Annotated in this window: 7 protein-coding genes; all 7 read right to left on the reverse strand. The window is 64.1% G+C overall.

The features are described from left to right. Positions 1 to 235 precede the first annotated feature (235 nt). The 7 genes from AB4Z00_RS22260 to AB4Z00_RS22290 all read right to left on the reverse strand — a co-directional run bounded on the left by AB4Z00_RS22260 (position 236) and on the right by AB4Z00_RS22290 (position 13,519). Positions 236 to 2,902, reverse strand: coding sequence for a S8 family serine peptidase (locus tag AB4Z00_RS22260; protein ID WP_442047289.1), 2,667 nt, complete (start codon positions 2,900 to 2,902; stop codon positions 236 to 238). A gap of 509 nt (positions 2,903 to 3,411) precedes the next feature. Further along, on the reverse strand, positions 3,412 to 3,876 hold the full coding sequence (locus AB4Z00_RS22265) for a hypothetical protein (RefSeq protein ID WP_442047290.1): 465 nt from the start codon (positions 3,874 to 3,876) through the stop codon (positions 3,412 to 3,414). A gap of 382 nt (positions 3,877 to 4,258) precedes the next feature. Beyond that, positions 4,259 to 5,902, reverse strand: a complete 1,644-nt coding sequence (locus AB4Z00_RS22270; protein WP_442047291.1) for a hypothetical protein — start codon at positions 5,900 to 5,902, stop codon at positions 4,259 to 4,261. Between the two features lie 158 nt (positions 5,903 to 6,060). Continuing rightward, positions 6,061 to 7,260: a polysaccharide pyruvyl transferase family protein gene (locus AB4Z00_RS22275; protein WP_442047292.1), complete on the reverse strand. Its 1,200-nt coding sequence runs from the start codon at positions 7,258 to 7,260 to the stop codon at positions 6,061 to 6,063. A 103-nt stretch (positions 7,261 to 7,363) separates the two neighbouring features. Beyond that, on the reverse strand, positions 7,364 to 8,737 hold the full coding sequence (locus tag AB4Z00_RS22280) for an FAD-dependent oxidoreductase (RefSeq protein WP_442047293.1): 1,374 nt from the start codon (positions 8,735 to 8,737) through the stop codon (positions 7,364 to 7,366). Positions 8,738 to 9,941: 1,204 nt separating this feature from the next. Next, complete coding sequence (locus AB4Z00_RS22285) at positions 9,942 to 11,006, reverse strand: MucR family transcriptional regulator (protein WP_442047294.1); 1,065 nt, start codon at positions 11,004 to 11,006, stop codon at positions 9,942 to 9,944. Positions 11,007 to 11,251: 245 nt separating this feature from the next. Further along, the gene (locus AB4Z00_RS22290; protein ID WP_442047295.1) at positions 11,252 to 13,519 is read right to left on the reverse strand and encodes a glycoside hydrolase family 3 N-terminal domain-containing protein; all 2,268 of its coding nucleotides are present in this window, start codon (positions 13,517 to 13,519) and stop codon (positions 11,252 to 11,254) included. Positions 13,520 to 13,543 lie beyond the last annotated feature (24 nt).

The following is a 13,543-nucleotide window of genomic DNA, read 5'->3' on the forward strand; positions in this document are numbered from 1 at the left end:
ATTAATTCGTTACGGATCTAATGCTAAGTATAATTGCTTGGGTCATGTCGTACCTGTCTATAAGGAAATAGGCCGGTTCAAGCGCTTGGGTGAGACGATACAGCTTTCGGCCTGTCCGATACGGACGAGGATTGTTCTGCAGAAACGGAAAAAAGGCCCCGATCGGTCGGGGCCTTTTCCTTGGCTGCATCCTGCCGGAGCGTCGGGGCGATGCCGCGAGAGGGCAGCCGGAGTCTCAGGCCCAGAGCAGGCCGCCGTCGGTGTCGGCCATGTGCAGGCCGTCCATGCCGGTGCCTTTCAGGCGGGCCAGGAGGTGGTCTCCGGCCTCGTCATGCATTTCGAGATAAGTGCTGCCGGCGCTGGTGACGATGTCGAACGTGGCACTGTTCCCGGCGCCGGTGATGAGGATCCGGTCGCCGTCGGCGGCATTGAAGTCGTAGATCGTGTCCATGGCCGAAAGGTCGGCGGCGTCGAACACGAATGTGTCCGCGCCGGCTTCGCCATAGATACGATCCGCGCCGGTGCCGCCGAAGATCCAGTCGTTGCCCGCGCCGCCCATGATCGTGTCCACGCCGCCGTCTCCGTAGAGATAGTCGTGCCCCTCGTCGCCGTAGATCGTGTCGTCGCCGTTGCCGCCGTGAATGCCGTCATCGCCGGCCATCCCGCGCAGCTTGTCGGCGCCGTCCAGCCCGTCGATCCGCTCACCTGCCGCGGTTCCCGTCAGGCGGTCGTCGGCGGCCGTGCCGTTGAGGCTGGCGGCATAGGCGTGATCGGCGTCGCCATAAGGGCTGGTCGCGGCATGCTCCGTCGGCGTGCCGGAAGCGGGGGTTTCGACGGTGACGCCGGAGCCGCCGCCCGCAGGCTCGGACGGAACTTGCGAGACGGGCTGCCCGGCCGAGACGCCGCCTGCGGCCAGCAGCTTGGCCAACTGATCGTAGGAATAGGTCCCGTCCGAGAAGGTGAAGCTTTCCACGTTGCACACGCTCGACACTTCGCCCGCCTTGGCGGAGATCAGCAGCGCGCCCGAGGCGGCCAGCGATCCGGCGATCTTGGACACCGCGCAGTTCAGCACCAGGCTGTCCACGCCTTGTCCGCCGTCGATCCTGTCGTTGCCGAAGCTGAAATAGATCACGTCGTTGCCACGCCCGGCGTTCAGGGTGTTCGCGGCACTGCTGCCGATCAGCGTATCGTTGCCGTCACCCGTGTAGAGGTTTTCGATCGTGTTCGCCGTCAGTGAGAGCGTCACGCCGGCGATCGAGCTTGCCTTGGCCGCCGTCAGGTCGACGACGGAGTTCGTCGTCACGGCTGCGGCGTTGATCGTGTCGATTCCGCCATTCACATCCTGCAGGACGCTGCGGTGGGCTAGATCGTCACCCTGATAGAGCAGGCCGAATTCGTTGGTGTAGATATACGTGTCGTTCTTCGAGACGGCTGCGTCGCCCATCAGGGTCAGGGTGGCGCCCTTGAACTTTCCGCTGAGCGGCACGCCGGTCTTTTCCGTGGCCGCGGGATCGCGGTTGTAGATGTCCACCTTCCAGGTACCGGCGGAATCCTCGCCCATCGATGCGACCGAGCTGAAGGTGAAATTGCGGATGCTGCCCACGCGCGTCTCGGTGGGAAGGTCGTAGACGAGACGGACCTGGGTGCCGTCCGGCGATGTCAGGTAGACGTCGATGTCGCCGGAATTCAGCCAGTTGAGGTCGATCGAGAGCTGCACGTGCTCAAGGTTGACGGCGTCGGTGATCGGAATGTCCAGCGAGATGTGGTCGTTTGAACCGGCCACCAGCGTCTGCGCCGAGGCGACGGTCTTGCTGACGCTGGCCATGTTCGCGAAAGTCTGCTGCTGGTCCCAGGTCTCGGCCAGGCGGACGGCGTCGTGGACGTTGAGGAAGCCGTAGCCGAAGGCGTCGCTGAAGTGCAGGCCGCCTCCGTTGAAGTTGTCGGCGCCGTTGGTGCGCCAGCCGTCGCCGAAATTGGCGCTGTCGCTCAGGCCGACGCGGTGTGCGGAATAGGCCAGGATTTCCTGTACGTCGCGAAAGCCCAGGTTGGGGTTCGCCTGGAGCATGAGGCCGACCGCGGCCGAGACCGCAGGCGCGGCGAACGAGGTTCCGTTCACGCTTTCGTAGCGGTCGTTCAGGGTGGTCGTCATCACATCGCGCCCAGCGGCGGATACCAGTACGTTGGCGCCCAGGCTGGTGAAGGAAGAGGGGCTGCCGTCACTGTCGACCGCGCCCACGGCAATCGCGTAAGGCGAGTTCTGGAAGTTGTGATAGTTGGAGATGCCGGTCGTCCCGGCATTGCCCGCCGCGAAGACTACGGACGTGCCCAGGCCGCCGCGACCTTCGGAAACGGCGTGGACCAGCGCGGCCTTGTATTCGGGATTGACCGCGAAATTGTCGGCAAAGTTCTCGACGAAGCTCCAGCTGTTGTTGGCAACATCGACCGCCGCGGACTTTTCCAGCGCCGCGGCGATCTGGCCGGCCGCGTTGGCAGCGGCATAGTCGACGCCGTAGCCGACCAGAGTGGCGCCCGAGGCTATGCCCACGGTGCCCACGCTGTTGCCGGCCTCGGCTGCGATCACGCCCGCGACAAGCGTGCCATGCGATGCAGGAAGCGCCGTGGCGCTGATTGCGACATTGTCCGTGCCGGACGCGAAATTAAAGTCGAGCGCGGTATTGTAGGTCTTCTTCAGATCGGTGTGGCGAAAGTCGATCTGGGTGTCGATCACGCCAATCTTCACGCCCGCGCCATTGTAGTCCTTCCAGACGGAATAGGCATCGATGCTCAGTTTCGAGCGGGTTGATCCGTCAAGATACCACTGCTGCTTTTCAAGAAGATCGCCGTAATACGGGGTGAGACTTGCGGCGCCCGAAACAGAATTGCTATTGATCTTGGTGCTCATGGCTCGAAACTCGCTATTGTCCAAATAGGTTCGATGAAATTCGGACCTGAATGGATCGGAATGGGGTGTTCAGCGAGGAGCGTTTTTGCGGAATAAAACTAATCACGGGCTTCTTGGTGCAGTAAATTGAAATTAGGTTTCGCCAGTGCTGTGTCTGTACGTTTTGTTTCTACGGTTTAGGTATTATTCCGGGTAATTTAGAATCGACGAGCCGGTCGCTGCGGTTTTCTTCAATGGGGACAGGCGATTGGCAGTGCCGCGAGAAAGCTGGCGTTAACCATAGGGCCGGCTGGCCGCCGATTTTGGTGCTTCCGGCAAGGAATTCGCGACGCAAATCTACGCAGAATTCCGCGGCGCTCGGGACTAAGGGGTTGGACTTAGGCGAACAGATTTTTTCAGTCCGCGGCGCTTGCGGGCCATGCGAAATGGGCGAGCCTTGATATGAGCGTGGAATGTCCGGGATCGCCCGAAAAGGCGGATGCTCCCGTCCCAGGGTTGGCCAGTTCCGGCTAGGAGAGGTGATCGAGGAGCTTTATGCGCGTCAGGTCCTTCGGACGGCCGAACCTCTGAAACATCCTGCGAAGTTCCTGCAACTCCGGTACGAAAATCGTGATGGCGCCGATGGTTACGGCGCGGCGGGTGGAGGGCAGCATGGGTCGCCACACTCCATCCAGATCGCGCAAGACGAAGTTTGCCATGAATTCGGCAACCAGTGGGCAGGCTTCCCATCGGCCAAAGACCTCGGATCGGAAGCGTGGGTGGCTCGATTGAGGCTCCTGCGCGATACCGATTCGGGCGAACAGGCGCTTGGCATCTTCGATACTGAGCATGACATCCACGTCCGAGACAGTGATTGGCTGCGCTCCATGGATCGCTGCAGCCGCGCCGGAAATGATCCACCAGGGGTCGCGAGCGTCCGCCAAGATCGATCCCACGGCGACAATGGTTTCGTGAAGTGGATCGGGCAGTGTCATTCCATGACGGTTGCCCGATTGCACTGCCGGCTGCAAGCGGACGATAGTGGCGAGGCGGGGCGTGTTCCGCTGCTTTCAGGGTTTCGCCGATGTCGTCTGAACCTTGTCGTAAGTCCATCGCGGCGCCGCTCAGGCTTCGTTCGGTCCGCCGGGAAGTTTGCTTCATCGCGGTTTCTGAACACCGTTGGCCTGGTGTCCTGAAACAAGTTCAGGATGACGGGGCGGGCCAGCGCTTCAACCAGTGCTCCGTCGCGGGGCCTAGGGCGGTTGCAATGTTTGAGCCCCTTGGACAAGGCTTGTGATCCGGCCCTGTCCGTAGTGTTTCGGGTATTCTGCCGCGCTGCATGGTCGAAAGCGCCTGTCATGCGCTAGGGTCAAGGTCTCACCGCATGATCGGCAGCTTTTGTCCTGTGCTGGGTCGGCCTGAAGGACAGGCCGCAGGATCGAACACACGGATGCGGTATCGGGTGGCGCTGTCTCGCGCCGTGCCATTCCACCCGATTGAGAAAGTCAGGTTCCGACCAGCCTGGGCCTGAACCTGCCTATCGAACGAGGAACGGGGCGCTTGCTGGATAAGCGATACCTGCCCGTCATTTCCCGAGAATGAAATTGCCGCACCGGCCGCACCGGGATTTGCCGCCGTGAATTCGCCGACGATGTGCAGAGTCCGGGTATGGGCAGACCTATATTCCAGCAGCAGTTCTGCTCCGGGACCTGGCAAAGCGATGTCTGCCGCGAGCCGCGGAAGCGCGGCGTCTTTTCGACCGAGATAGGGCGTCCAGGGCACGCCGTCGTTCTGCTGACCGGGCATGGTCGCAAGGGGCACCCTTCCCGTGGCCGTCTGCGCGTAAGCCGTGAAGCCAGGCGGAGCACGGGATGGCCGGGGGGGAGCATCGGGAAATGTGAAGCCCAGAAGGCTGTCGGCAACAAGGGGAGAGCAATCGAGACTCACGTTCTCGCCAAGAACCAATGGCTTGTGGCCCCGGAGTATCAAGACCCGGGTTTCGTCGAGCCTGAGATCCGCGTTATCGATCCGAGTGCCCGTGGCGTCGAGGGCCGTCACAGCGACCGGGTCCAGCCGGATGGCGCGCGGCGCTCCCCAGACTACCCAGAGGTTCGGCCCGAAAGCGTGGATGAATGTGAAGGGATCGGGGCTGAGATTGCGCGCTGGCATCGACGAGAGGTGCTCGGTCACGAACCGAAACGCGCGGCCTGCCGTGGTTGGTGTTCCGTCCCGGCGCAGTAGCGGGACGAAACCGTCTCCCCGCTCTCCCAGCGGATACCAGTCCATTTCGGCCGCGCCCAGCGACGCAAGGGTCGCGTAGGAACGCACGAGTTCATCCGGCGCCGTCTGCGGGTTTTGGCTTCCGAATTCCGTGATGTGGAGGGGCTGTTTCCGCAAGGCGCTCTGGCGCCGAAGCACGCCGATCTGCGCCGGCAACTGGTCGATCGGCGTCGTATAAGGATGGAGCGCCAGACCTTGCAGGTATGTCGCGCCGGGGGCGTCCAGCAGCGGCCAGAGAAACCCGCCCGGCAGCGAGTGTGCCGATCCGCCGATCACGCGAACTCGGGCATGGGCCGACCTCACGCCCTCGGCGGCGCTGACCACCATGGCCAGATGGTAGGCCCTTCTGCCTGCAAGATCGGCGTCCTTCACCGGCCCGTTTACGAAGTTGGCGCCGTTGATCTCGTTGCCGACCTCGATAGTGTCGATCGCCGGATAGCGTCTCACCAGTTCAGACACGAAGCGGCTGAAGGCAGCCAGAGCTTCGGGCGAATGGGGCGTCTGTCCGCCGTCATAGAGTGGGTTGCCCCAATTGAGCGTTAAAGTCAGCCGGGCGCCGCCGGCGGCCAGTCGCTCGGGAAACCGGGTCATCGGCGTCTCGAAGGCATATTGCCCCTTGGTCTTCTCGACATCCGCCCAGCGAATGCTGTCGCGCCAGTTCGTCAGGGGAAGAGCCAGTGCGGCCGAGAACATCGCCGCGTTCCAGCCCTGCGAGAAGTTCGAGGCCGCTCCGAGCCGCATCGGCGCAACAGGGGAGGCCTGCTCCGGCGAAGTGATTGCCCGGGGCCTAGTGGTCAGCGCGCCTATCTCGATACGGTGACGCACTGGCCGGAGAGGCGCCTGCCAAGCGGCAACCAAAGCTGCCATGGCGGCCAAGGCAAGGGCAGCAAACCTCAAGATCATGCCCTCATCACGGCCTGAACGATTTCGGCATGGAGCATGGCGACGCCTGCGCGTGCCCGCTCCATGACGGCCGCGTGCGCCTCTGCTTCAATGCCGCAGGCCATCGCCCTGCCGAGCAGCGCGCCAGCGGCCTGGGGAGAGGTGTCGAACGGGTCGATCAGCCAATCGCCGCGCGCAACGGATTGGACGAAGGAATCGAGCTTCGGATCCCACTGCAGCGCCACGAAGGGGACTCGGTACGAATAGGATGCAATAACGGCATGCATTCGGAACGCGACAAGGCCCTGGAAGCCGCCGATCAGGGTTGCAAGTTCTGCGGGTGTTTCGGGTTGGGCATGGGAAAATCTCTCGGACCACACGCTGGACTGGAGCGCCGCCCGGACGCGGAGCGCGCAAGCACGGTCTTCGGGGCTCCCATTGGTGAACAACCTGACCTCATGCCCGGCAACGGCGAGTTCCTGCGCAAGATCGCAGTACCAGCGCTCAAAGCCGCCGGTCTCAACCGGCTGGCTGGAGTGGTAGCGTACGGCGACGGGGCTGGTGATATTGAGCCCTATGACGCTTCGGCCCGTGTGGGCCGGCAGTGCTTTCATTCCCGATTCGTATCGATAGGATGCAAGCAATCCGGGATCGGGGACCACCAAGGCCGGCAAGCCGTGAGCCTCCCCGAATTCGGCGTTCCACAACAGGCGAGAGCGTTCGTCTCGCAGGAACACGCCGCGTACCACGCCTCGTTCCAGCGCCCGACTCATGCGTGCATGGCCCTCTCGGCTCCAACCAGAGGACATGCCGCAGCCATAGATGAAGGCGGGCAGGCCGCGTTGCTCTGCGGTCCGTATGGCCAACGCGATCTTTGTCGGAAAATTGAGATCGAGATCGACGATCAGATTGCCGCCACCGATGACCACGCATTCCGCGCCGAGCAGCGCGGCACTATAATGCGGTTGCCATCGGCGGCGCGACTGGATGGCGAGCGGCAGGCGCACGGAAAGCTGTCTGACGGGCGGGGGCAGCATGTGCAGCGCCCGGATCAGCGCGCCGCGTTGCGCCGGGCCGGGGCCATACGCTTTTCGTCCTGCCAGATCGACCGAGCGGGTGTCGGCATGGGCGCCGCAATCGATCAGGGCCTGTTCGAGGCATTCTGAAAGCAGGCCGTCGCCCAGGTTCGGGCTGTACTTTACGTTGAAGATCCTCACGCGGAGCGGATTGTTCCGCGCGCCGACCTGCGATGGATTGAAGTCTCGCGGGACGCCTGGAAATTCCTGCGCGGCAATTGAATAAGTCATCGCTGCAAGGTCCTCATGCGGCCAGCTCCGAAGGCCGGGCGGCGGCTTGTGCCATGCCGAGGTGGCGCGAAACTTGCGCGATCACGCCGGTGGAGGTGGGGAGGTATTCGAAGCGACCCTGACGGCCTACGGTAATGACTCCGGCTTGAGCGATCCGTTCCAGCACCGCGTCGACCGTCTTTCGGGCGCCGATGCGGTAGAGCGGATAGCAGCTCTCGACATGGTCGTGGCCCTCCAGGCGCAGGCCTCGGGCGAGGCCGAGTTGCTCTGCATGGGAGCGAAATGCCTCGAAGGTGGATTGCGAATCGTGCCCGGATCCGGGTGCCAGTGTGGTTTCAACCGAGAAGTAAGGCCTCGCGATGGCGGGGTCGGGATAGAGACGCGAATAGATCGTGGCGCGCTTCCATGCGCCATCGGCGTGAAAGTTGAAAAGGACGTTTCCGGTATCGGGCCTTAGCCAGTCGGCGGAAATGTAGAGCGTGGTCATGTCGAGGCTGTTGAGGTTCGAAGACTGGGAGAAGAGAGCGCGGTGGAGCGTGTCGAGGGGCACTGTACTGACGACGACCCCGGCCGTGCGAGTGCCGTGATCGGTTTGAACCTTGAAGATGGGACCCTCCTTGCGGAGGGACAACAGGCGTTCGCCGAATGCAAAGGTCGCGCCGCGAGAAACGAGATGCCGAACTATGGGATCGAACAGTGCGTCGAAGCCCTGGCGCGGTCTGACGCGCATCGGCCAGTGTTGTGCGGAGTGGTGCGACTTTTGGGAGAAAATCGCGCGCGCTGCGCTGCGGGCCAGGTTGCTCGTGCGCGAGAAACGTTCGATGATTGCCATGCGGCGAAAGAAGAACTCTTCGTCTATCTCGCTGGGGCAAACGTGGTGAAACCGAGTGACATAGTGCTCCAGCCCGGTATCGGCGAAGAAACGACTGCCCAATCGCTTGCGGCACAGCGTGTCGAGGGAGCCGTCCGGCGTCAGACGAAGGCGTGAGGCGAGGAGATCCAGCACTGAGGCTGCCAGGCGCGGTGCGGATTGACGGAGCAGGTCACGCGGCTCGATCGGATAGAGCAGGACCGATCCGTCGGGCGCGATCCGTCGCTGAATGCTTGAGACTTTCGGGCAGAGCTCCCGCAGCGATGGGGCGAGGTCGAAGATCCGGGCGGTTTCTTCATAGAATATGCTGCCGACGTCGAAAGTATAGGCCCCGATCTGTCGGCTGCGGTGTGTGCCGCCGGCGCGATTCTGCTGATCGAGAACCAGAACGTCATGACCGGCATCCAACAAGTGCGTGGCGGCGGCAAGACCCGCGACGCCTGCTCCCAGGACGATGACGGTTTCCGCTGGTGCCGGGAGCGGGCGCTCGCTCACAGGGAGGTCGCGGCTGTGCAATCGACGCTATGGCGGGCCCGGACGGGTTCATCCGTCAAGATGATGGGAATGTGCCCAAGACAATTGCCTAGGGCGGGAGGCAGGGGAACGTTCAGTCGCGATCTCATTGTTCCCTCACGTTTGCTGGACTACGCTACAGTAGCGATGCGGTTCAGTTATACTGTTTCGATCCATCGCCGCAATTCGATCAGAAACCGTTTTGGCGGAGTAGATCGGTATTGGATGCTTCTCCAAAAAGAGCGATTTACTGAGGTAGGGCGGCTCTATACGTCGGGAGAGGAAGGATTGGCGTCCGTCTGAATCGGTCATGGATTTGGTGAGGGGAATGGGAAACGCATGGCGATTGCAATAGAGCGGAAGCGCAGCCTCAGAGTGGAAGCGGTCGGCGCCTCTGGCGAAGAGACTTGGATTGGGGCGCTCGACCGTAACTTCTTTCCGGTCGACGGAAGCTAGGTATGGTTGGTCGAAAAGGTCAGTATTCGGAAATGTAACGTCGTGCGCCGCGCAAGTTGTTCGGAAGTTGCCAACGATTCTATCCCGGATGCGGATCTTGGGCCACTTCTCGCGAGGTCTGGCAGGCCGCCTAGAGGGGCCTCGGCGGTTCGAGCGGGCGGGGCGGGCGCGAGTAGGCAGGCATGGCGGCTGGCACCGGCAAGCCGCCGTCTGCAAGCTAGCGTTCGAAAGTTGTCGCCTGCGAGTGCGCGTCAGCAGGTTAGCGTCCGCGTAATTGCTCCCGCGGCGGGCACGGTTTGCGGGTGGCAGGTCGCGAGGCATGGAAAGCTGCGGGGCAGGTCGCCGACAGTTCGGGGCGCGGCGCGAGCAAGCGTGCACGGCGTGGCGGCGGCAAGCTCGCGCGCGCAGGATCTTGGCCGCGGCGGTCTCGTTCCGGACGGCTGGTTGTGAAACCCGGTAGGCTACGGAGGAAGGTGCGGACAGTTTGGATGCAGGGTTGGCGCTGGCGGGCGTCTACCGCGGTTGGCTCCAGAAGGCATGCGTCTGGAATTCGGCGCTCGCAAGTGCACGTCTGCGGGCTAACGGCCGCAAGACCGTGGTCGCGGCGGTCGCGGTTTGCGTGCACGGCGGCGGGATCGGGAGGCCGGGAGGGTTACGGCAACCGGAGAACGTCGCACGATGCAGAACTGAGGGCGGCAATCGTAGGGAGGCACGCGGCCCGGCAGGGTTTGTGCCTGCCGGGCCTGGCGTTTTACTCCGGCTGGTTGGCCGGCTTGGCGGGTTCCGTCTTCGCTGCAGTGCTGCGCGGGGCGGAGGACGTCTTGGTTGCGCCCGACTTGGCGGTGCCGGTCGATGCGGACTTGCTGCGCTTGGGCTTGGCAGGTGCTGCGGGCTTCTTTGCGGCATCCGCGGGATCGCCCGCAGGGGCCGCAACTTTCGCCGCGGGCTTGGCGGCGGCTGGGGCTGCCGGTTGAGCGGCCGGCGCAGTGGTCGCTCCGGTTTCAGCCGGCTTGGCTGCCGAAGCAGCAGTGGCGGCGGGCTTGGCGCTCTTCGGCTTGGCTGGCGCGGCCTTCTTGGCCGCGTCAGGCTTGGCCGCGGTCTTGGCGGCAGCAGGCTTGCCCGGCTTCGATGCCGACTTGGCAGCGGGCTTTGCTGCCGGGGTGGTGGTGGCCGGAGCTTCTGCCGTCTTGGCCGCCTGGGGAGCGGTGCCGCTCTGCGGTTCCCGGGCGAAGCGCTTCTTGCCGCCGCGCGCGGCGGGCGACTTGCTCGCGCTGTCACCGGTGGGCGACGACTTGGCCTTTACTGCCGGAGCCTTGGCCGCGGGCGAAGTCTTGGGCGCTGCCGGAGCAGAGGGAGCGGCCTTCGTTTCGGGAGCGGGCTTGGCGGGCGAGGTTGCGGTTGCCGCAGTGTCGCGCTTGGCGGCACCGGGGCGACCGCCCAGGCCCATGCGCTGGGCGACGGCGCGGCGATGCTCGGAATAGGCCGGGGCGACCATCGGGTAGTCCGCTGCAAGGCTATAGCGCGTGCGGTATTCTGCCGGGGTCATGCCGTTATTGGCCAGGTGGCGCTTCAGGCTCTTGTAGGGCTTGCCGTCGATCAGGCTGAGGATGTGCTCCTTGGAAGCCAGGCTGTCTTCGACAGACACGGCCGGCTTGTGGACTGCTTCGCCATCGGCAGCCGACTGGCCGGCAAGGGCCGAACGGGTCTGCTCGATCAGGGCGGCCAGTTCGTTGCTGGGCACGCTGTTGTTGGCGACATAAGCGCTCAGCAGTTCAACTGTCAGACGCGTGAGGTCGGGCTGTTCGCTATCGGGCATCACATGCTCCCTTGGAGTTTTGCGAGGAGGATCCTGTAACGCTGTCCTCGCACGATTGACGTAAATAAACAGGAAATCCTTTGCGGGCCAATAGTCAATTTGGAGGGATGCCAGTTGCGGCCCATCCTGACGGCGTTTGGCACAGTGTGCGCGGTCGAATACTATGGTGTCACCGGTTCCGTCGCACCGCTTGCTGCAGTGCAACAGGTCCGGCGCCTTGGCCCCGTGCAGACATAGGGCCCGCCCTAGGTCGTCGGTGCCGCGGCATAGAGTTCGATCTGCGAATGCAGTCCTCCTGTCGAGGATTGACCGACCCAGATGTCGAACAGTCCGGGTTCGGCGATCCGGGCGTTGCCGGCGCCGACGAACTCCAAGTCCTTGCGCGCTAATGGGAAACGTACGGTCTTGCTGTCGCCGGGATCCAGTGTCACGCGCTCCATGCCCTTGAGTTCGCGGATCGGGCGGGTGCGGCTGGCGACGCGGTCACGCATGTAGAGCTGGACGACTTCGCTGCCCCGTCTACTGCCCTTGTTGGTGATCCTTACCGAGATGTCGACAGTCTCGTCCCAGCGCATGGCGGTGTCCGAAAGCTTGAGGTTCTCCAGCACGAATTCGCTGTAGCTGAGGCCGTGTCCAAAGGGGAAACGCGCGCTGTTGTCGGTGGTGGTGTAGCGCGCGCGATACTCGGTGCGGTTGTCGACGACCGGGCGGCCGGTGGACTTGCGGTCGTAGAAGAACGGTTCCTGGCCCGATTCCCAGGGGAAGCTGACCGGCAGTTTGCCTGAAGGATTGACCTTGCCGAACAGCACGTCGGCCACGGCATGGCCGGTCTCGGAACCGAGGAACCAGGTCGCCAGGATGGCCTGGGCATTGGCGACCCCGTCGTGAAGCGCCAACGCGCGTCCGTGGCGCAGCAGGACGACGACCGGCTTGCCGGTCGCGGTCACGGCATCCGCCAGGGCCTGCTGGGCGGCGGGAATCTCGATGGTCGTGCGCGATTGCGCTTCGCCTGACATGGTCTGCGATTCGCCCAGCGCGAGCAGGACGACGTCTGCCGCCTTGGCCGCGTCCACGGCCTTGGCGATGCCGCCGTCCATCGCATTCTCGATGCCGCAGCCGGGCGTGATCGTCAGCCTGGCCGGGTCTGCCAGCGCCGCGCGCAGACCGCTGGCGATGTCCACGCCCTTGCCCGGGTCCCCGTAGAACGCCCAGGGGCCGTAGACATTGTCCTTGTCTTCTCCGAACGGTCCGATCAGGGCGATCTTCTGGCCCTGCGCGGGGTCCAGCGGCAATAGGCCGCTGTTCTTGAGCAGGACGATGGAGCGCCCGGCAGTCTCTCGCGCCAGTTCGCGATGGGCGGGCGTGGCGATGTGAGTGCGTTCCACCTCCTCGTCCAGCGAGCGCCAGGGATTGTCGAACAGGCCCATGGCCATTTTCACATAGAGGATGCGCCGCACGGCCACGTCCACCGTGCCCATCGGCACGGCGCCGCTCTTCACCAGATCAGGCAGGTAGCGCACGTAGAGCCCGCTCTGCATCGACATGTCGACGCCTGCCAGCACGGCAAGGCGCGCGGCGTCGCGTTCGTCTTCGGCATAGCCGTGCGCGATCAGTTCCTCGTCGGCAGTATAGTCCGAGAAGACGAAGCCGCGGAACTCCATCTCGCCGCGCAGGATGTCGGTGAGCAGGGCGCGGTCGGCAGTGGCGGGCACCCCGTTGATCTCGCTGAAGGCGGCCATGGTGGTGAGCGCGCCAGCGGCGAAGGCGGCGGAGAAGGGCGGCAAGTGGGTTTCGCGCAGCGTTTCGTCGCTGATGTCCACGCTGCCGTATTCCAGGCCGCCTGCGACGGCGCCATAAGCGGCGAAGTGCTTGGGGCAGGCGAGGAGCGAGTCCGCGCGGCGCAAGTCGCGGCCCTGGAAGCCGCGTATCCTGGCCGCGGTCAGCAGCGCGGTCAGCGTGACGTCCTCGCCCGATCCTTCGACCACGCGGCCCCAGCGCTGGTCGCGCGCGACATCGGCCATGGGGGCGAAGGTGAGGTGCAGGCCGGCGGCGGTGGCTTCCACGGCCATGGCGCGGGCACTCCGCTCGGCCAGGGCAGGGTCGAATGTGGAGGCTTCGGCAAGGGGTACCGGGAAGATCGTCTTGAGCCCGTGGATCACGTCGCCGGCGAAAAGCAGGGGTATGCCGAGGCGGCTTTGCTTGACGGCAAGTTCCTGGGCGCGGCGGGCGCCGGCCACGCCGATGCCGTTGAACAGGCAGCCCACGCGGCCCTTGCGGATCTCTTCCGAGAGGCGCTTCTCGTCCTGGATCCCGGCTTGCGGATTGGGCGRGTTGAAGGGGCGGAAGGCGTCGGCAAGGCAGGTCATCTGCCCCGCCTTTTCCTCGATCGTCATGCGCGCGATCAGCGCGTCCACGCGGCTGACCTCGTCGGCGGCGAACGTGATGCGCGGCAGGCCGAGGGCGGCGGCGCCTCCAAGGATGCCAGAAAGGACGGCGCGGCGATGAATGGTCATGGAAACGAGAACAGGATCCGAGTG

Source organism: Novosphingobium sp. YAF33, from assembly GCF_052113265.1.
In the GTDB taxonomy this organism is placed as follows: domain Bacteria; phylum Pseudomonadota; class Alphaproteobacteria; order Sphingomonadales; family Sphingomonadaceae; genus Novosphingobium.